The 18,862-nt window shown below is 45.8% G+C and carries 20 protein-coding genes; 10 read left to right on the plus strand and 10 right to left on the minus strand.

The features are described 5' to 3' along the window. Positions 1-14: 14 nt before the first annotated feature. Positions 15-1,628, plus strand: coding sequence for a citramalate synthase (cimA, locus tag ACOGW3_RS01635; protein WP_419901351.1), 1,614 nt, complete (start codon positions 15-17; stop codon positions 1,626-1,628). 53 nt (positions 1,629-1,681) lie between these two features. Beyond that, on the plus strand, positions 1,682-2,473 hold the full coding sequence (locus ACOGW3_RS01640; protein WP_419901352.1) for an RNA methyltransferase: 792 nt from the start codon (positions 1,682-1,684) through the stop codon (positions 2,471-2,473). Positions 2,474-2,538: 65 nt separating this feature from the next. Here ACOGW3_RS01640 and ACOGW3_RS01645 read toward each other — a convergent pair whose 3' ends face one another. After that, entirely contained in the window at positions 2,539-3,693 is a 1,155-nt protein-coding gene (locus ACOGW3_RS01645; protein WP_419901353.1) for a M24 family metallopeptidase, read from the minus strand. 228 nt (positions 3,694-3,921) lie between these two features. Here ACOGW3_RS01645 and rpsD point away from each other — a divergent pair, with 228 nt between their 5' ends. Then, positions 3,922-4,539, plus strand: coding sequence for a 30S ribosomal protein S4 (gene rpsD / locus ACOGW3_RS01650; RefSeq protein ID WP_419901354.1), 618 nt, complete (start codon positions 3,922-3,924; stop codon positions 4,537-4,539). 196 nt (positions 4,540-4,735) lie between these two features. Here rpsD and ACOGW3_RS01655 read toward each other — a convergent pair whose 3' ends face one another. Then, positions 4,736-4,891 carry a hypothetical protein gene (locus tag ACOGW3_RS01655; protein WP_419901355.1) on the minus strand — a complete coding sequence of 52 codons (156 nt, stop codon included), beginning with the start codon at positions 4,889-4,891 and terminating at the stop codon, positions 4,736-4,738. 408 nt (positions 4,892-5,299) lie between these two features. On the opposite strand from ACOGW3_RS01655, the gene ACOGW3_RS01660 reads away from it, so the two are divergent. Both ACOGW3_RS01660 and ACOGW3_RS01665 read left to right on the plus strand, forming a co-directional pair. Beyond that, positions 5,300-6,532, plus strand: coding sequence for an ISL3 family transposase (locus ACOGW3_RS01660; protein WP_419901356.1), 1,233 nt, complete (start codon positions 5,300-5,302; stop codon positions 6,530-6,532). A gap of 261 nt (positions 6,533-6,793) precedes the next feature. After that, the gene (locus tag ACOGW3_RS01665) at positions 6,794-7,114 is read left to right on the plus strand and encodes a LytTR family DNA-binding domain-containing protein (RefSeq protein WP_419901357.1); all 321 of its coding nucleotides are present in this window, start codon (positions 6,794-6,796) and stop codon (positions 7,112-7,114) included. On the opposite strand, the gene ACOGW3_RS01670 is transcribed toward ACOGW3_RS01665, so the two are convergent. The 7 genes from ACOGW3_RS01670 to ACOGW3_RS01700 all read right to left on the minus strand — a co-directional run bounded on the left by ACOGW3_RS01670 (position 7,111) and on the right by ACOGW3_RS01700 (position 13,017). Further along, the gene (locus ACOGW3_RS01670; protein ID WP_419901358.1) at positions 7,111-7,452 is read right to left on the minus strand and encodes a hypothetical protein; all 342 of its coding nucleotides are present in this window, start codon (positions 7,450-7,452) and stop codon (positions 7,111-7,113) included. The genes ACOGW3_RS01665 and ACOGW3_RS01670 overlap by 4 nt on opposite strands. Positions 7,453-7,644: 192 nt before the next feature. Beyond that, positions 7,645-7,986, minus strand: a complete 342-nt coding sequence (gene grxD / locus ACOGW3_RS01675; protein ID WP_419901359.1) for a Grx4 family monothiol glutaredoxin — start codon at positions 7,984-7,986, stop codon at positions 7,645-7,647. 66 nt (positions 7,987-8,052) lie between these two features. Beyond that, positions 8,053-8,289: a BolA family protein gene (locus ACOGW3_RS01680; RefSeq protein WP_419901360.1), complete on the minus strand. Its 237-nt coding sequence runs from the start codon at positions 8,287-8,289 to the stop codon at positions 8,053-8,055. A 153-nt stretch (positions 8,290-8,442) separates the two neighbouring features. Then, positions 8,443-10,632: a phosphoribosylformylglycinamidine synthase subunit PurL gene (gene purL, locus ACOGW3_RS01685; protein ID WP_419901361.1), complete on the minus strand. Its 2,190-nt coding sequence runs from the start codon at positions 10,630-10,632 to the stop codon at positions 8,443-8,445. Between the two features lie 12 nt (positions 10,633-10,644). Next, positions 10,645-11,334, minus strand: a complete 690-nt coding sequence (gene purQ / locus ACOGW3_RS01690; RefSeq protein WP_419901362.1) for a phosphoribosylformylglycinamidine synthase subunit PurQ — start codon at positions 11,332-11,334, stop codon at positions 10,645-10,647. A gap of 94 nt (positions 11,335-11,428) precedes the next feature. Further along, complete coding sequence (gene purS, locus ACOGW3_RS01695; protein ID WP_419901363.1) at positions 11,429-11,671, minus strand: phosphoribosylformylglycinamidine synthase subunit PurS; 243 nt, start codon at positions 11,669-11,671, stop codon at positions 11,429-11,431. Between the two features lie 590 nt (positions 11,672-12,261). Next, on the minus strand, positions 12,262-13,017 hold the full coding sequence (locus ACOGW3_RS01700; RefSeq protein WP_419901364.1) for an NRDE family protein: 756 nt from the start codon (positions 13,015-13,017) through the stop codon (positions 12,262-12,264). A 182-nt stretch (positions 13,018-13,199) separates the two neighbouring features. On the opposite strand from ACOGW3_RS01700, the gene ACOGW3_RS01705 reads away from it, so the two are divergent. Together ACOGW3_RS01705 and ACOGW3_RS01710 are read left to right on the plus strand one after the other, a co-directional pair. Then, the gene (locus ACOGW3_RS01705) at positions 13,200-13,520 is read left to right on the plus strand and encodes a DUF1476 domain-containing protein (protein ID WP_419901365.1); all 321 of its coding nucleotides are present in this window, start codon (positions 13,200-13,202) and stop codon (positions 13,518-13,520) included. 176 nt (positions 13,521-13,696) lie between these two features. Then, positions 13,697-14,011, plus strand: coding sequence for a DUF1476 domain-containing protein (locus ACOGW3_RS01710; protein ID WP_419901366.1), 315 nt, complete (start codon positions 13,697-13,699; stop codon positions 14,009-14,011). Positions 14,012-14,086: 75 nt separating this feature from the next. On the opposite strand, the gene purB is transcribed toward ACOGW3_RS01710, so the two are convergent. Continuing rightward, positions 14,087-15,478 carry an adenylosuccinate lyase gene (gene purB / locus ACOGW3_RS01715; RefSeq protein WP_419901367.1) on the minus strand — a complete coding sequence of 464 codons (1,392 nt, stop codon included), beginning with the start codon at positions 15,476-15,478 and terminating at the stop codon, positions 14,087-14,089. A 271-nt stretch (positions 15,479-15,749) separates the two neighbouring features. Between purB and ACOGW3_RS01720 the strand changes: the two genes are divergently transcribed. The 3 genes from ACOGW3_RS01720 (at position 15,750) to ACOGW3_RS01730 (ending at position 18,838) form a co-directional block, all read left to right on the plus strand. Beyond that, complete coding sequence (locus tag ACOGW3_RS01720) at positions 15,750-16,496, plus strand: hypothetical protein (protein ID WP_419901368.1); 747 nt, start codon at positions 15,750-15,752, stop codon at positions 16,494-16,496. A 162-nt stretch (positions 16,497-16,658) separates the two neighbouring features. Then, positions 16,659-17,438: a glycosyltransferase family 2 protein gene (locus ACOGW3_RS01725; RefSeq protein WP_419901369.1), complete on the plus strand. Its 780-nt coding sequence runs from the start codon at positions 16,659-16,661 to the stop codon at positions 17,436-17,438. Between the two features lie 257 nt (positions 17,439-17,695). Next, a complete protein-coding gene (locus ACOGW3_RS01730) occupies positions 17,696-18,838 on the plus strand; it encodes an ABC transporter substrate-binding protein (protein WP_419901370.1) in 1,143 nt (380 codons plus the stop codon). Positions 18,839-18,862: the final 24 nt, after the last annotated feature.

Raw genomic sequence — 18,862 nt, forward strand, 5'->3', positions numbered from 1 at the left:
AAACTTGAAATAAAATGTCGTCAGGCCCCATAAACGAAAACCGTGTCTTTCTTTTTGACTCCACTCTACGCGATGGTCAGCAAACTCAGGGTGTTGATTTCTCTGTAGCGGATAAAACCGCAATCGCTATGGGTTTAGACACGATTGGGGTTGATTATATTGAGGGAGGGTGGCCTGGGGCCAACCCGACGGATAACGCGTTTTTTGATGAGCGGCCTAATTTAAACTCTGCTTCTTTTGTTGCTTTTGGTATGACCCGGCGTCCAGGTAGATCTGCTGAAAATGATCCTGGTTTGGCTCCGTTGGTTAACTCTGCGGCTGATGCTATCTGTATCGTAGGGAAGACTTGGGATTTTCATGTGGATGTTGCTTTGGATATTCCGCAATCCGAAAATATCGACATGATCGGTGATTCGATCGCTTTTTTGAAAGCCCGTAAAAACGAAGCCATGTTCGATGCGGAACATTTTTTTGATGGGTACAAAGCTAACCCCAAATTTGCGATGGACTGCTTATTGTCTGCTTATCAGGCAGGGGCGCGCTGGATTGTTCTTTGTGATACCAATGGCGGAACGCTTCCTCATGAAATCCGCCAGATTGTTGGTGAAGTAACCCAGAAAATTCCAGGAACTCATATTGGCATTCACTGTCATAACGATACTGAAAATGCCGTTGCAAATTCTCTCGCTGCTGTTAAAGCTGGTGCACGTCAAATTCAAGGCACTCTTAACGGCCTGGGAGAGCGTTGCGGGAACGCAAACCTTGTCTCGCTTATCCCTTCACTGAAGTTGAAGACCTCGTATGACATTGGTATCAGTGATGAGCAATTAAAGCGCTTAACATCGGTTTCTCATATGCTGGATGAACGGATCAACCGTGCTTCGGTTAGTAATGCGGCTTACGTCGGTCAGTCTGCCTTTACTCACAAGGGGGGATTACATGTCTCCGCTGTTGAGAAGGATCCCAAGACCTATGAACATATTGATCCTGAGCTTATAGGTAATCGGCGTCATATCGTGGTCTCAGATCAGGCTGGGCGCTCCAATGTTGTTGCGATGTTTAGAGAAATGGACATCAGCATCGAAGATGGCGACGGCAGTAAGATGAATAGGCTGTTGCAACGGGTAAAAGACAGAGAGTACGAAGGCTATTCTTACGATGGTGCTGAAGCGAGCTTTGAGCTTCTTGCCCGTCGGGCTTTTGGCGAGGTACCTAAATATTTCTCTCTCTCGCGTTTTCGGGTGATGGATGACCGCCGTTGGGATGCGCGTCAACAACTGGTTACGGAGTCAGAAGCGACGGTAACTCTTGAGGTTGGCGCTAAATCCATAATGGAAGTCTCGACAGGGAATGGTCCGGTTAATGCACTGGATTGCGCTCTCAGAAAGGCGCTGTTGCCATTCTATCCTGAATTGGAAGATATGGTGCTGTTAGATTATAAGGTTAGAATTCTAACGCCACAGGAAGGAACCCGGGCTGTCACCCGTGTTATGATTGAATCTGGAGATTCAACTGGTCGGCGCTGGACCACTGTAGGGGTATCACCAAACATTATTGATGCTTCTTATAATGCGATTAACGACGGCATCACATGGAAACTGTTCCATGAAAAAGCTAAAAGTAAATAGGGTCAGAACCCCTAATTTAATCCTGCATTGGGGTTTTATAAACGGAGAAAATTGTGGCCGGAACTGATTCTACCCAAACTTCCACGACTGAAAGCTCAATAACCGGTGGTCCTGCGATCATTCTGGTAAAGCCCCAACTGGGTGAAAATATTGGCATGGTGACACGCGCCATGCTCAATAACGGCCTGACAGAATTGCGTTTGGTTAAGCCCAGGGATGGTTGGCCAAATCCAGCTGCGGAAGCTTCTGCTGCTGGTGCAATCGAAGTTCTTGAAAACGCCAAGGTATTCGAGACCACTGAAGAAGCCGTTGCTGACTTAAGTAAGGTTTATGCAACAACCGCCCGAACCCGGGATATGACCAAGCCTGTGGCTGTGCCTCACCATGCTGCTAAAGAGATGCGTGCCTTTGATCAATCAGGTCAAAAGGTCGGGGTCTTGTTCGGCCCTGAAAAAGCCGGTTTGCACAACGATGATGTTGTTTTGGCGGACACGGTTATCTCCGTCCCGCTTAACCCCAAATTTTCATCATTAAATCTGGCTCAGGCAGTGTTGCTGATATCCTATGAATGGTATCAGCTCGGCGTCGATGTTCCCGATCAGGAGCTTTTGCTTGGGAGCTCGCCTCTCGCCACTAAAGGGGAGTTGGTGAACTTTTACGAACGCCTTGAGGCTGCTTTGGATGAGTCGGGGTTCCTTTGGCCGCCGGAAAAGCGCCCGAACATGGTTCGAAACCTCCGAAACATTTTTCAGCGGGCTCACCTGACTGATCAGGAAGTCAATACGTTGCATGGTGTTGTGAAGACACTCAGGCTGGGACCGCGCGTTCAAACGCCGAAGAAGTAACGATCTTGGAAATTTTGATTTCTGTGATAAGGGACTGAAATCACAGCCCCTTATCTAATTGTGCCTTAGCCGTTTGAAACCAAATCCAGTGGAATTTTGGAAAGGTTCTCGCAACCGTCTTTGGTGACCACGACGGTTTGTCCGGGGCACATGGCGGTGTTGTTGTCGCTATCCATAAGGATCATGTGGAGGAAGAAAACCATGTTCTCTTCCACGATTACAGGGTTATCGTGGTAGAACATCGGCCAGTCCATCCAATTGGGGGCGAAGGTGGTTCCCAGACTGTATCCCGTGGCATTGAGACGGTGTTCTTGCATACCAGCATCATCAGCAACACGGGCATATGCATCAAAGACATCCCCAACTGCAGCTCCAGGCTTTAAAGTCTCCATACAAGCAGCCATGGCATCTGTGGCAACCTTGTGCATTTCTATTTGGCGCAGGCTTGGTGTGCCAATAACAATGGTGCGCATCATTGCCGCGTGGTAGTGCCTATAGGCCCCCGCCCATTCCAAGGTGATTTGATCTTCGTTGTCCAGATGACGCCTTCCAGTGAAATATCGGCAGAGCAAAGCATCATTGCCAGATCCGATGATGAATTCATTTCCGGAATAATCTCCGCCGCCTTTAAATATGGCGCCTTGCATGGCCGCAAGAATATCACCTTCAAAAGCACCGGGCACACAAAGCTCGTTTGCTTCCCTTAGGGCATTATCAGCAAGCTCGGCTGCTTTGCGGACATATCCAAGTTCGGCAGGGCTTTTGATCACCCGAAGTTTGCTTATGAGATCAGAGCAATCTTCCAAGCGGCAAAAACCGTCGAGGGAAGCGTAAAGACGACGTCCATTGCGAGCGGTCAGGCCATAGGCGTCAAGTTCGACTCCAAGCGTCTTTTCTTTACCACCGTGCTCATCAATTATTTTACGGAGTTCCAGTTCAGGTGTTGCGTCCGGACCATCAACCCATACCCGTACATCATCGATAATAGAAGTATGTTTGGCTTGTCTGAGATCCGCTGAACGGGTCAGCAATGTCATCTTACCATCAGCCCCTAGATAGAGACACTGAAAGAATACATAACCAAAGGTGTCATATCCCGTCAGGTAAAACATTGATTCCTGACGGAAAATTAGCATGCCATCGAGGTTGCGTTCGACCATTGCATCGATGGTGCGCTGGCGGCGTTGGGCCAGTTCCTCTTCGGAAAAGTGGATTGCCATTGGCTTAACCTTTTAAAGGGGGTAGTTCTGCAGATCAGCAGTAAAGAGTAACGAGATGCATCTTACGCCGGGTTTGCACTCTGTACAGCAGGAAATAGGTTTGACTTTTGTATCTGCATCCGTATAGTCGCGCCTGCATTCCTGGGAAAGTGGAACGGCTTAAAGCCTGCTTCCCGTCCTTCATTGGAACTACCGGGACAATAAACTTTAAATATTAGGATATCAGAAATGTCCAAGCGTGTAGCTGCTAAATACAAAATTAATCGCCGTCTTGGCGTAAATCTTTGGGGTCGCCCAAAGAGCCCACTAAACCGTCGTGATTACGGCCCAGGCCAGCACGGTCAGCGCCGTAAAGGTAAGACTTCTGACTTTGGTACACAGTTGATGGCCAAACAGAAGCTCAAAGGTTACTACGGTAATATCGGTGAGAAACAGTTCCGTCGTTACTTCGCAGAAGCTAACCGCCGTAAAGGTGATACAGGTGAGAACCTTGTTGGTATTCTCGAATGTCGTCTGGCAGCTGTTGTTTACCGCGCGAAATTCGTTCCAACTGTTTTCGCAGCACGTCAGTTCGTCAACCACGGCCACGTGACTGTTAACGGTAAAAAAGTAAACATTCCTTCTTACATGGTTAAAGAAGGCGATGTGATCGAAGTTAAAGACAGCAGCCGTCAGATCCCAATGGTTCTGGAAGCTGTAGATTCTGTTGAGCGTGAAGTTCCAGAATACCTCTCTGTTGATTCAAAAGCGATGAAGGCCACTTTCGTACGTGTTCCTGCACTTGCTGACGTTCCATACCCAGTTCAAATGGAACCAAACCTGATCATCGAATTCTACTCCCGCTAATAGGGACGAAAATTCTGCTGAAGATTTTCTTCGGCACACTAGGTTATCAAAAAAGGTTGCTAGCATTGCTGGCAACCTTTTTTGTTATCGGGGCTTTAAAGTAGGGCACAAAAAAACGCCTGTAAAAGTTTACACGCGCTTTTCTGCGATTAGATTAAGTAGGGGGTCTTTGATCTAATCTGTGGGTAAGGTTGGTTTAATTGTTTTGGGAACTATTTTCTTCTTCTTCTTCTTCTTCTTCTTCTTCGGGCTCTAACAGGTTGTCGGCCAACTGTAACCACCAAGGGCGTAGGTCTCGTTTCCCTTCTTCGGTCTCCGCGACTGTCTCATTGTAAACTGCCTTTCCGCCCATGATTACGGGAGTGGTTACAATGGTTCAAAGGCACCGGGTTAAGGGAATTATGATGACGCTAATAATGCAGCCCCTTATCAACATGTTTTTATTCAGGCCAGAGGAACCTGGCTTTAGTCGTTGATGCGGTTTGTGGTACGGCGTGTACTCTGCGGGCAGTCGACCTTGTACCAGTTACGACTTCTTCAACAATGCCTTTGGAGTTGTTCTCAATGATGACAACAGAGCTTGTGGTGCCACAGCTACGATAGGCCGCAATCGGCGCCCCTTTATCGGTGTAAAAGACTGTAGGCGTCCCTGCATTGCAATTAAGGGCTCTTCTCCGCTTTGTTGAGTAGAAAAAGATGCCGACCGCCAAGTAACCTGTTGATATGTATGGTTTCTGATAACTTTACATAGAGCAGGTATATGACAATCAACATCTCGCAGCATATTTTAGGCCTCAAAGGGCAACGTGTAAATGAAATTAAACTGGATGACGGCGGTGTTAAGATTGTCATTCACTGCAGCCGAGACGCGCGTAGGAGGGCTATAGACCCTGCTACAGGCCAGAAGGGAAGCATCAACCAGCATGTCCGCCGACAAGTAAACGACATCCCCCTTTTTGGGTATCCTTGTGTGGTCAAGATTGAGCTGGCGCAGGTTTATATTAACAAGGGCGAACGCCGCATTGAGGGGTGTGATTTTGTTGATAAAGGGTGCCGTTTCACTCACCGATTTTGCCGACTGATCAGTGGATTATGTCGGCATATGTCTATTCAAGCGGTTTCCAGACATTTGGATATACGATGGGAAACGGTCAAGAATATCGACAGGGCATACCTTATTGAAACTCTCCCTACGCTTGATCCTGCAGAGCTAACTGGCTTGGAATATATTGGTGTAGATGAAGTTGCCCGGGCGAAAGGTCATGACTACATGACGGTGGTCTACGATATGGTTGGCGGTCATCTGATCTGGGTTGAAGCAGGCCGAACTGCCGAGGTTTTTTCAAGGTTTTTGAAACAACTGCAACCAGATACAGCCTGCAAAATAAAGGCCGTAGCGATGGATATGGGGCCTGCCTACCAAAAGGCTGTCAGAGAGTCCTTGCCGTTGGCCGACATAGTATTTGACCGTTTCCACGTCATGAAAAACTACAGCAAAGCTATCCATAATCAGCGTCGACTTGAGTTCAGAAAGGCCGATCCAAGTGGTAAAGAGTTGATGAAAGGGACACATTATCTGTTGCTCAAAAATGCGGATAAGTTGAGTGAAAAACAAAGTGACAAGCTGCAAAGGTTGCTGGAGAGCAATAGCAACCTGAATGCACTTTACGTCTTGAAAGAACAGCTTCAGCTGCTGTGGAGTGCCGCTTCATTTGAGGCGATGGCGGAGCAACTGGAACGTTGGTGCCTGATAGCAGATCAGTCACAGATGCTCTATCTAAAAAAGTTCGCGAAATCCCTACGGAAACATTGTGTGGGCATCTGCAACTACGCCAAACACAAGCTCACAAGCGCCAGGATAGAGGCTGGTAATGTCAGTATAGGAATGATCCGTAAGCGAGCCAGAGGCATCAAGGATACCGAATACTTCAAACTCAAAATTAGACAATCATCCATTCCAGATAATCAATCTATGCTCTATTTGAAATCCTAAATCTACTCAACAAAGCGGAGAAGTGCCCAATTAAGGTAAGTTACATGTGCGTTGCCTGCAGCATCATAAAGAACGAGAACGGTTGCCTCTGTGTGGCCACGCCACTTGCGAGAAGAGTTATAAAGGCTGCTGAGGAAATAATAATTTTATTGTTCATCGTGTATATCCTATTCGGTGATAAAGAGATGAACTGGTAAGGCATGTGTCAATGTTCATCCGGTGCTGGATGAAAGTTATGCCCCTATTGAGCCGCCCGCTTTTATGTCCCGTGTTCAGAAGTTATACGGCGCAGAGATTTGGGCTGTTTCAGCTGAGCAACATTATATTCTGGTGCAAACTGATAAGGGGGAGGAGCTTGTTCTCTATCGTTTCAGTGATGCTGTCAGAGATCTTGCTCGTACAACGGGTATGCAAGTGCACCGATCCCACTGGGTCTCTTTGAAAGGCATTCAAGACCTTAAACGAGAGGGATCGGCGTATGAACTCATGTTGAAAAGTGGAAAAAAGATCCCGGTCTCTCGGTCTTATAAAAAAGATGTCGAGGCTTGGGATCTACAGCAGGAAATTTCCAGTCCAAGTTAGAAAGATTTTATGCCTGGGATTTTGCACTCTCCTTTGGTGTATACTTTTTCTACACGGCCAAAACGGTGTTGGTATATACGTAAATATCCTTTGCAATCATTAAACCTGATGTATGTGTCGTATCCCATGACGCGTTGATTTTCGTCATCATCAGTTTGTTTTTCCAGAGTTCTTTGAGAACGAATATTTGCTTTATCAATTTCAAATTTTGTCAGGACTTCCTCAAGTTGCTTTGGGTAGGGGTTGGTAACTGCTGCCTGAGTTGGACTCCCGAGTAATGTAACTGCGAGAAAAGCAGCTGAGAAGAGGGGCAGGAGGAGTTTGAATAGCGATGGCATAAGAATTTTCTCACGAAGTCGACGAGTTACAGATTAAATAAAGCGCTTACCTGACCGGTAAACCTCTCATCTATAGATAGGGAAGCTCTATACAATTTTAAATAGTGTTTGTTGATAGGGCATTGAGCATTAATTTCGAGCATAAAAAAAAGGCCACAAAATGCGGCCTTTTTTCTTGAACTTGTCTTGAAATCAAGAAGCTTGTTCTTCCGTTGAAATTCCTTTTTCCTGCAAGAACTGCAATAGTTCTCCAGTTTGGAACATTTCACGGAGAATGTCACAGCCGCCTACGAATTCACCTTTAACGTAGAGCTGTGGAATGGTTGGCCAGTTACTGAAGTCTTTAATGCCCTGGCGAATGCTAGGATCTTGAAGAACATCAATTCCAGTAAACTTCACACCTAGGTGTGTGAGGATCTGGGCTGAAGTAGCGGAAAATCCGCATTGTGGGAATACTGGTGTGCCTTTCATGAAAAGCACAACTTCGTTTTCAGTTACTTCCTGACGAATGCGTTCAGCAACAACGTTATCCATAAGGCTCATTCCTTGATCGTATTAATTCAAATGACTTTGTAAGTCTCTGGCATTTACTTGCAGAAGTCAGCTTTGTGGCGCTGAGGTCTGGAGAGCTAATGCATGTAACTCGTTGCCCATACGCCCTTGCAAGGCTTCATAGACCATTTGGTGCTGCTGCACTCTGGTCTTGCCCTGAAAAGCTGGGGACACAACGTAAGCTGCATAGTGATCACCGTCGCCACGAAGGTCTTCAATGGTCACATCAGCGTCGGGCAGTGCATCCCGAATCAGTGCCTCGATTTCAGCAGGGTTCATCGGCATATATACTGTCCTTGTTTTTTATTTTTCCAGTCAGACTGGATTCTCGTTACAACCTAGATACCACACTACAAAGCCTTTATGAAAAGATCTACAGGAGAGGTATCTTTATCCTCTCCTGTAGCGCATTTTCTTTTCAAATGGCAGAAATAGGAGCTATCCAGCCATGTAATTTGGCAACCATGCTTCGTTCACATTACGAAGCTCTGATACGGATATGGTACTGCCGCCCGGTAGGGTCAAGTCATTACCACCTGTGCGACCAATAACCACAGCGGAAACGCCGGCTTCTTCAGCAGCTTCTATGAGACTTTCTGCATCGCCTATTGATACAAGATAGCGGCCCTGATCTTCACCAAACAACCATGGTGTTGTCGGGGTGTCGACATCGGCAGGTTTGATGACTTCCGCACCCATTTTAGAGGCAATCGCCATGTCTGCAATCGCTGCAGCAAGGCCACCGTCTGAAAGATCGTGACAGCTTTCAATAAAGCCGGCTTCAATCTGAGAGCGGACGAAGTCGCCATTTTTCCGTTCCGCAGAGAGATCTACGATCGGTGCATTACCTTCACGACGACCCTCGATAACATCAAGGTAAATTGACATTCCCATGTGGCCGATTGAATCGCCGATGAGTACAAGGCTTTCGCTTTCGGATCCGAAAGCGACAGTTGCGGTTTTCTCGGCATCGACCAAGAGACCTACGCCACCAATTACAGGCGTAGGCAATATGCCTTTACCGTTGGTTTCGTTGTAAAGCGATACGTTACCGGACACGACTGGGTAGTCGAGAGCGATACAAGCGTCACGCATGCCTTCGATACAGCCCACAAACTGTCCCATAATTTCTGGGCGCTCTGGGTTGCCGAAGTTCATGTTATCGGTAATTGCCAATGGTGTTGCGCCTACCGCAGTAAGGTTACGATAGGTTTCGGCGACAGCCTGTGCTCCTCCACGAACCGGGTTCGCTTTACAATAGCGCGGCGTACAGTCAGAAGTAACTGCCAGAGCGCGATCAGTACCATGAACGCGAACAACACCCGCATCGCCACCAGGACGTTGGATGGTGTCCCCCATAACCATGTGATCGTATTGTTCCCATACCCAGCGACGGCTGGACATATTGGGGGAGCCGATCAAGGTTTTTAGGGCAGCAGTGGTATCTGCCGCTTCTTTTATATCTTCGGCTAAAATATCTTCAGAATCCGGTGTTGGAACCCAAGGACGATCATACTCTGGAGAATGGTGAGCAAGCGGTTTGATTGGAAGGTCACCGACAACATCACCATTAAATTTCAGAACCATACGTTTGCTATCGGTCAGAGTACCAATAACAGCAAAGTCCAGGTCCCATTTTTCCATTATAGCCCGGGCAACGTCTTCTTTGCCTGGCTTGAGGATGATCAGCATGCGTTCCTGACTTTCGGAAAGCATCATCTCGTAGGGGGTCATGCCTTCTTCGCGCTGAGGAACCTGATCGAGTTCAAGTTCAACACCCATGTCCCCGGATGAGGCCATTTCGAAAGAAGAGGATGTCAGACCGGCTGCACCCATATCCTGGATCGCAACGATTACATCTGTTTGCATCAACTCGAGGCAAGCTTCGATCAGAAGTTTTTCGGTGAAGGGATCGCCAACCTGTACGGTAGGACGCTTTTCATCGGAATCATCATCGAATTCTGCGGATGCCATCGTGGCACCGTGGATGCCGTCACGACCAGTTTTTGACCCAACGTATACAACAGGATTGCCAACACCAGAGGCTTGAGCGGTAAAGATGTTATCTGCTCTAGCCAAACCTACGGTCATGGCATTGACGAGGATGTTGCCGTTATAGGAAGGATCAAACTCAACTTCACCAGCAATCGTTGGCACGCCAACACAGTTACCATATCCACCAACACCTGCAACAACACCGGAAACGAGGTGTTTTGTTTTGGGGTGGTCAGGTTCGCCAAAACGCAATGCGTTTACGTTGGCAATTGGACGTGCACCCATTGTGAAGACATCGCGTAGAATACCGCCAACACCTGTTGCAGCGCCCTGATAAGGCTCGATAAAGCTTGGGTGGTTGTGGCTTTCCATTTTGAAAATAGCCGCGTTGCCTTCGCCGATGTCGATAACACCAGCGTTTTCACCCGGGCCCATGATAACTTGAGGGCCTTCAGTCGGTAGGGTTTTAAGCCATTTTTTTGAAGATTTATAAGAACAATGCTCAGACCACATAACTGAGAAAATACCCAGTTCAAGTAGATTAGGCTCGCGTCCCATAATTTCGAGTACAAGGGCGTACTCTTCTTCATTGATGCCGTGTTCAGCGACGATTTCAGGGGTAATTTCACTCATCTTTTCATCACCTTATGAAAGTGCCGCAACAAGGCTGTCAAACATTGGTCGACCATCAGTGCCGCCGAGAACATCTTCACAAAGCCGTTCAGGGTGTGGCATCATACCCAAGACATTGCCTTTGGTATTGTAGATACCCGCAATGTTGTTCAAAGAACCGTTCGGGTTGACTGTTTCGTTAACGCTGCCGTCTTCGGCGCTGTATCTGAAAGCAACCTGACCATTATCTTCTATGGTTTTTAGACCTTCACTATCAATGAAGTAGTTTCCATCGTGATGAGCCACTGGGATGCGAATGTTTTGTCCTGCAGCGTATTGCTTGGTAAAAACTGTGTCGTTGCGTTCTACTTTTAAGTGAACATCACGGCATACAAAACGAAGGTCGCTGTTACGCATAAGAGCGCCAGGTACAAGACCGCATTCTGTCAGGATCTGAAAACCATTGCAGATGCCAAGAACCGGTACGCCCTTGTTTGCTCTTGCGACAACTTCTTTCATGACAGGAGATTTTGCTGACATCGCGCCACAACGCAGATAGTCACCATAGGAAAATCCACCGGGAAGGCAGATTAAATCAACATCGTCAAAGTCAGCATCTTTATGCCAGACCATCTGGGGTTCAGATCCCATGGATTGACGCAACGCAACCTGAATATCACGGTCACAATTGGATCCTGGGAAAACGATAACCGCCGCTTTCATTGGCAAGTTCCTCGAAGTTTGAAATTGCAGTAAGTCTTTACAGATCTTTTGTTCTGGCCACAGAAGTTTTTTTCACTGCTGTGGATTTATGAACTTACTGTTCCAGGTCGATGGAATAGTTTTCGATCACAGTATTAGCCAATAGTTTTTCACACATGGCAGTAACGGTTGCGCGTGCTTTGGCTTCATCGGTTTCTTCAATATCAAGTTCGATGAACTTGCCTTGGCGAGCTTCGTTTACACCTGCAAAGCCCAAAGAGCCTAGTGTGTGTTCGATAGCTTTGCCTTGGGGATCTAGAACTCCGTTTTTCAGAGTGACATGGACGCGCGCTTTCACCCGTAATCTCCATTTTTAAGTTGCAAAGGATAAGTCCATTTGGACCTTACCGCTAAGCTACTATAGTTTAAACAACTTGGGGACCCATTTTAGGTCCCCGCTACTAAGGGCTGAGCCCCAAATTCTTGTGATACAGCCCTCGACACAATGCTTGGGCACATACTTGTACAGACCAAGGAGCCAGCATAGTTCGGGGTTTTGTTCTCAAGAGTGTACGGTTTTTGGGTGTTCAAGACGGCTCTATTCTCAATGGAACAGTGGCTCAGTTCACCATTTTGTAACCCTTTAACAAGGGCCATAGGTTTGCCTAGATAAAACGGCTTGCCGGACATGGTTTCTGTTCCTTGGGTCTTTACCCAGAAAGAGGTGACAAGAGTTGGTTAAAGCAAGGGCCTTAGATCCAAATCCTATATATTTGCGCCCCATATAGCAGTCTCTTGTTTAGATGACAATCCCACTTGGAATTGTGAGGTCGTGATATTTTGTTCAATGGTTGGCTTTAATGTAAATGAGGCCAGCTAAGTTCTTAATAACCCACAAAATTGGGGAGGATATTTACGGTGTTCTATTTTAAAATACAAGTTGCTGATTTAGATCTGAACTTCTTTATAAGGTGCGTCTCCGGGTTTTCCTGAAGCAAAGAGCCACTGAGTTTTTGCAGGAGTCCCCTCGGGGGAAACTGTTTCTGGCGCTGGTAAAGCAATTAGCGAAGAAGAAGACGTTTCAAAGCCGGATGAAGTTATTACTGTCATCGCTTTGTGAGGATCTTCGTTTTGGCGCGATAAGATCTCTTGCCAACCAGACCAATCTCCACTTTCTGGATCTGGAGTAGTTTTCTCAAAGTCGGCCTTATGTGCTTCAATGCGAGGGCTATTGTCATTGCCATCACCCGCGGTAATCATGAAGATCCCCTTGGGTATAGGGAACAGTTCAATGCTTGTGGAGTTTATTTCCTGATCATTCCTGAGCCAGAAAGCCTTCTTATAATCTGCGATGATTAAATTAAAACTTCTATAGGCTTTGGTATTCAGATCTGCGAGCGCCATAGCGGCGTCATAAGAATCGGCATGATCCAGGGCTTCAAGAACAAGCTCGCCGCGGCTTCTTTTGTCGTCTTGTGGACCAAGGCTACCTCTACGGTTTAAGACACAGGCCAAAAGGCCAAAGTCATTTGTCCCAAGCCATGTTCCACCGGCTGTCTGATCTAACCCGGCTATGACGTCTGGTCTGTCAGGCCAATGTCGGGCCGGCTCTTGCCAAGGACGGTCAGACATTTCGTCACGGTTACCTGCGAAAAGTAGGGGCCATTTATGACCGGGGCGACTAAGTATGGTAACAGTACACATATTTTCCTGCTAAAGATGTGATTATCGAGTTTCCCTTGCGGAACTGAAAAGCTATAACGAAATGTATAATAGATGGTTTCTGTTTCTAAGCCCTTTAGTCAAGATTTTAAGATTAATGGGGTTATAATAAACTGAGACCTCAATGAACAAGTGTATGGCACATTACGAGGAGTCTTTGTTAGATGACCAACATTAGCGACCGCGAAAAGGCTTTTGAAAACAAATTTCATCATGATGAAGAGTTGCGATTCAAAACAGAAGCGCGCCGGAATAAACTTCTTGGGCTTTGGGCTGCAGATTTAATGGGGCTGACAGGCGATGCAGCTGATGAGTATGCAAAAACTGTTGTGAAAGCTGACCTGATTGAACCTGGTGACGAAGATGTAAAACAAAAGGTTCTAAAAGATTTCCAAAGCCGAAATATTGATAAATCAGTACATCAGTTAGAGCGCACCATGGAAGAATTGATGGTTGAGGCTAAAAATCAAATGATGGAAGAATAAATTTCCTCCATTCATCTAAGCTAAAAAGAGGCTTTGAATAATTTCAAAGCCTCTTTTTTTGTCGGTAGTAAACAATATTAAGGAATTTTGTTGTAATATAAATAGAAATTATTTGGCGCTCGCACCAAATCGTCGCTCGCATTAGCGCATTGTTTTGTGGGGAATTTGAAATGTACGTGTTGCAAGAAATAACGAAAGCCCAGGAAAACAAGTTTAAGCATGAACAAGATCTCTTGTTTAAAGCGAAGGTCCGTCGAAATCGAATGCTCGGTCTATGGGCCGCAGATTTACTGGAGCTCAAACAAGATGAGGCCCAAAAATATGCAAATGACTTTGTTGAGCTCCACCTAAAAGATACAGGTCGAGAGCAATTGCATAATAAGCTTCTGAGTGACTTTAATCATGCAGGCGTCCACAAGTCTGATCATAGGATTGAGCGTAAAATTCACGACTGCATGGTAAGGGCAATTTATGAGTTGAAGACTGAATGATCCTCAACTCCATCATGAAAAGTAAATGTAAAAAAAAGCCTCATAAATGAGGCTTTTTTATCTGATCGTCTTTAATTATTCACCGAAAATACGTTGGAATATCTTGTCCACGTTTTTCGTGTGATAACTAATTGAATCTTCGTCGAGTAACTTGGTTAGTTTCTCAACGTCAAGGATCTTGGTCAGGCCTTCATCTTTTGACATGAAGAAGAAGAAACGATTGTCATGGTCCTGCGCTTGTTTCTCGACGTCGTCCAGTTCGGCAGGAGTATCGGGATTATCAGGATCAATACCATAGCTTTTCCATACCCGCATCGCGTTGCGTTGAACGATCCGGTAGGCTTCTTCCCGACTTACGTCGTTTTGAGTGAGATACAAAAGAACACGCTGGGCGTCATGGATGCCGCCAAAGTTGTTCATGTGATCTAGCATATTTTGAGGGTAAACCACTAGTTTTTCGATCGTGCCAGCCAAGCGGTTGAGGGCGAAATCAAGAGTGATAGTCGCGTCTGGGCCGATCATGCGCTCTACAGAAGAGTGGGAGATATCCCGCTCATGCCAAAGTGCGACGTTTTCAAGTGCCGGAACCACTGCCATCCGCACAATTCGTGCTAGGCCTGTTAGGTTCTCGGTCAGGATCGGATTACGTTTATGTGGCATCGCCGAAGAACCTTTTTGCCCTGGAGCAAAGTATTCTTGTGCTTCTCGAACTTCAGTACGCTGCAGATGACGAATTTCAGTGGCTACATTTTCGATAGACGAGGCGATAATGCCGAGCACAGCAAAGTAATGTGCATGGCGATCACGGGGGATAACCTGAGTTGAGATTGGTTCAGGCGTTAGGCCCATCTTTTCAGCAACGTGTTCTTCGACGCTTGGGTCGACATTGGCAAACGTTCCAACGGCACCTGAAATAGCACAGGTTGCAATTTCTTCGCGTGCCAGCGTCAGGCGTTTTTTATTGCGTTCCATCTCAGCATAGAAACGTGCAAATTTTAGGCCCATAGTCACGGGTTCAGCGTGAATGCCGTGAGAACGGCCGATACAGGCCATATGTTTGGTTTCTTGGGCGCGTTTCTTTAACGCGGCAAGAAGGCGATCCAGGTCAGCTAGTAAGATATCAGCGGCTTGAGACATCTGTACCGAAAGGCAAGTGTCCAAAACATCGGAAGAGGTCATGCCTTGGTGGACAAAACGAGATTCTTCACCGACGTTTTCTGCTAATTCTGTCAAGAAGGCGATAACGTCGTGCTTAACTTCTAGCTCTACTTCATCAATACGCGCAATACGTTCAGGAGTGTAAGGTTTTTGACCTTTTTCCCAAATAATAGCTGCGGCCTCTTTCGGTATTACACCGAGAGCTGCTTGTGCGTCACAAGCATGAGCTTCGATTTCAAACCAGATACGGAACTTATTTTCGGCTTCCCAGATGGAGGTCATTTCCGAACGACTATAACGGGGGATCATGGTGCTTATGTTCCTTTTGGAAAGTGCACAAGGTCTCAGCAATTTCTTTGCTGTAAATATCTACGAGAAACAAGCGAACTTGACGCTGTATGTCAACCGCTATGGTGATTTTTCTTAAAATAGAACTCGTCAATAATCAAAATATCACCATATAGGGGTGAGTTTAATATTAGGCTGCAACTTTATATCTAGTTTGATGTGGTTTTAACAACCCAAAACTTATGATATAGCCCTCTCCAAATAAATTAGATTATAAAATCTCGAGGCGGATGTGACACATAATTCAGAGATCCAAGGTGATAACCTGAAAGAAATTTCCAAACTCTATTGGCAATGGCTTCCATTGTTAATGTTGGTTGTGATGCTTATTGGGCGGACAATGTTTCCTGATTGGAAAGATTACGAATATTATATTGAAAGTGAAGCAAGAGGTATTGTTGAAAATGCCGCCTTTGTCATTCTTGTCCCAGGTGTCGTGTTTGGCTTTCTTGCCTGGCGTATGAGAGAAGCATTACCATCGAAGTATCTTGGTTACTGGCTTATGCTGTGCACGATTGCCGTTTTTGTTGCTGCGGGTGAAGAAGCCAGCTGGGGGCAACATTGGTTCAATTGGGCAACACCAGAAGGCCTGGCCGCGATCAATGATCATAATGAAACAAATTTTCATAATACTTTGAACGGTCACGATACCACGATTAAGTCTATTATCATGGTTGGTATGGCGATCGGGACTATTGTTATTCCTCTGGTTATTAAATTTGGCGGAATGGCAAAGCCTGTTTTGGGAAGCTCTTTGTATTGGTTGTTCCCAACAGTAATTGGTTTGCCTGTAACAATTTACTGCCTTACTAGCCGTATTGTTAGACAACTTTTCCAAAAGTGGACCAGGCTTGATGAATACATGTATTTTGATATGGATTTCAACGAGCTAAGCGAATTTTTTGTCGCATGTTTCTTGTTCTTCTATCTGTTTTCTTTCTGGTATAGATTAAGGCAAGCTAAGGCTACCACGGTATAAATTAGATATTAAAGGCCTCCTACGGGGGCCTTTTTTTATGGCTCCATCATTTCCTCTTTATTCGGTTAGGTACTTGGGTTCGTTACACAGTTGATGAAATGGCATCGAATTTGATAACGTATCCATCGTCGTTAGTAAGGATTAGGTAGTTATGGGGGTAAGGTGAAAAGGAAGCAGCTAAAAATTAAACTGAATAAACCCTTGAGTGAGTTACGTGTGGTTGTTGTGACGCCAACTTACGGGCGTTTGAATTTCCTTCAGCAGGCTTATCGTTATTTTCGAGGACAAGATTATCCTTACCCCGAAAACCTGTCATGGTGTGTGTTGGATGATTCTGATCAAAAGCCGAATAGTCTCTGGCACATCTCACTCATGGCTTCTCCAAATGTTTATTATAAGCATCACCACGAGAAATTACTTATCGGTCGCAAACGCAATATGTTGAACGAAATGGCCTTAGAGTTAGGGGCCGACATTATCTGTGCCATGGATGATGATGATTGGTATAGTCCAAGTTATGTACGGGAGATGGTTGAGCTTTTAATGACTTCTGATTTCCCTTTAGCAGGGGGATCTGCAGTACATTTTTATGTGGCGGGGGAAGATAGAATTATACATTTCAACCGCCCCTTTGGGCCTTATCACAGTTGTAATGGTTTACTCGCCTATAAAGCCGATCTGCTGAGACACACGGCTTATGATAATGAGAAGGCGAGTGGGGAAGAAATGGCGTTTACCAAACGTTTCAAAATTCCTTTGAAGCAACACCCGATGACGAAGCGGGTATTTCTTGGTTTAATTCATCCAAGAAATACTGTTTCAAAAGGTTTTATATCCGAGAATGGCAAGTTCAATACTGATTTGAGGCTTGAAGATTTTCCCATGGATGTGAAGAGCAAGGAGTTTTTAAGATCGATAGCTCCTGCTATGGGCCATAGTTAGCGCATCTTTTAAAAAAAATCGTGGTTTCGGCGTACTTTTTTAAATTAGAGATACTCGCAATACGGTTGTTAGTTTGTTGGCAATTATGCATTAGCTGTGTTTTGTGAAAAGGCGCAGTTGAGTATGAAATTATTTCTTATAAATAAAACAACTTGTTAATTAATTGTTTCATTCGATACTTCTTTCCCCTTGACTGAAAAAACGCTTCCCCTCTAGACTTGTATATACATTTACAACAGGGAAACGAAGCGATGTCTATGACAAAGAAGATGATGGCTGCGATTGCCATTACGGGATCATTGATTTCTGTGCCAGCTCTCGCTGAAACAGTTAAAATTGGGATGAATGTACCACTCACAGGCTTTGCCGCAGCTGATGGTAAATCAGCACTGATCGGGGCGGAGCTTGCTGTAGAACAGGCCAATGCTGAGGGTGGTATCAATGGTAGCCAAATCGAGCTCGTACGTTACGACGATCAGGCATCGCCCAAACATTCCGTTCCCATTGCAAACAAACTAATTGGCCAAGATGAAGTCAGTGTTGCAATTTCTGGAAGCTACTCTGGGGCGACACGCGCTGCAGCTGGAATTTTCCAATCAGAAGGGGTTCCATACATCTCTGCTTTTGCCGTACACCCTGATATTACTAAATCCGGCGATTTTGTTTTCCGTACATCCTTCGTTGGTGAAGTACAAGGACGTGCCGGAGCAAAGCTTATTGGTGAAATGCTCGGCAAAAAGAAAGTCGTTGTCATTACTCTTAAAAATGATTTTGGGAAATCGCTGGCCGCAGGTTTCAAGTCCAAAGCAGCTGACTTTGGTATCGATATCATCAACGAGTATGAATATTCGATCAAAGATCGTCAGTTCGGCCCAATCGTTACCAAGGTGAAATCTGACAAGCCTGACGCGATTTATGCTTCTGGTTACTTTTTTACTGCTGGCCCGCTTGTGGCTCAGTTGCGTTCTGCTGGGATTGATGTGCCGGTAATCGGTCAGGAAGGATATGATTCTGAGAAGTTCATTGAAATTGCCGGGCCTTCTTCCGATGGCGTTTTAATTACCACATCACTGGATAGAGACTCGTCAGTCGCTGAAGCTAAAGACTTTATCGCAGCCTTTGAAGCTAAAGCCGGTTACAAGGCAGACATGGTCGCGGCTTCCGGACATACCGCGGCTAAAGTTGCCATTGCCGCACTGCGTAAAGCGGGGACGACAGACCGTAAGGCAATCCGGGATGCGATTGCGGAGACAAATATGGTGGCATCAACGGGAACGATTTCTTTTAACGGTCTTGGTGAAGTGAAAAAAGATGTTCAGGTACAGGTCGTTAAAGACGGCGCTTGGCACCATTACGCAGTCATAAATGACCAAGATTTACTCGCACCGCCTGTTGAGTAACCCCTAAGGCATAATTCACAACAC

The sequence above is a fragment of the Kiloniella sp. genome, from assembly GCF_965205715.1.
Classification (GTDB): Bacteria; Pseudomonadota; Alphaproteobacteria; order Kiloniellales; family Kiloniellaceae; genus Kiloniella.

Coding starts and splice junctions, on each gene's coding strand:
- cimA (WP_419901351.1), top strand. CDS start 15: ATGTCGTCAGGCCCCATAAACGAAAACCGTGTCTTTCTTTTTGACTCC.
- ACOGW3_RS01645 (WP_419901353.1), bottom strand. CDS start 3,693: ATGGCAATCCACTTTTCCGAAGAGGAACTGGCCCAACGCCGCCAGCGC.
- rpsD (WP_419901354.1), top strand. CDS start 3,922: ATGTCCAAGCGTGTAGCTGCTAAATACAAAATTAATCGCCGTCTTGGC.
- ACOGW3_RS01655 (WP_419901355.1), bottom strand. CDS start 4,891: ATGGGCGGAAAGGCAGTTTACAATGAGACAGTCGCGGAGACCGAAGAA.
- ACOGW3_RS01660 (WP_419901356.1), top strand. CDS start 5,300: ATGACAATCAACATCTCGCAGCATATTTTAGGCCTCAAAGGGCAACGT.
- ACOGW3_RS01665 (WP_419901357.1), top strand. CDS start 6,794: ATGTCCCGTGTTCAGAAGTTATACGGCGCAGAGATTTGGGCTGTTTCA.
- ACOGW3_RS01670 (WP_419901358.1), bottom strand. CDS start 7,452: ATGCCATCGCTATTCAAACTCCTCCTGCCCCTCTTCTCAGCTGCTTTT.
- grxD (WP_419901359.1), bottom strand. CDS start 7,986: ATGGATAACGTTGTTGCTGAACGCATTCGTCAGGAAGTAACTGAAAAC.
- ACOGW3_RS01680 (WP_419901360.1), bottom strand. CDS start 8,289: ATGCCGATGAACCCTGCTGAAATCGAGGCACTGATTCGGGATGCACTG.
- purL (WP_419901361.1), bottom strand. CDS start 10,632: ATGAGTGAAATTACCCCTGAAATCGTCGCTGAACACGGCATCAATGAA.
- purQ (WP_419901362.1), bottom strand. CDS start 11,334: ATGAAAGCGGCGGTTATCGTTTTCCCAGGATCCAATTGTGACCGTGAT.
- ACOGW3_RS01700 (WP_419901364.1), bottom strand. CDS start 13,017: ATGTGTACTGTTACCATACTTAGTCGCCCCGGTCATAAATGGCCCCTA.
- ACOGW3_RS01705 (WP_419901365.1), top strand. CDS start 13,200: ATGACCAACATTAGCGACCGCGAAAAGGCTTTTGAAAACAAATTTCAT.
- purB (WP_419901367.1), bottom strand. CDS start 15,478: ATGATCCCCCGTTATAGTCGTTCGGAAATGACCTCCATCTGGGAAGCC.
- ACOGW3_RS01730 (WP_419901370.1), top strand. CDS start 17,696: ATGACAAAGAAGATGATGGCTGCGATTGCCATTACGGGATCATTGATT.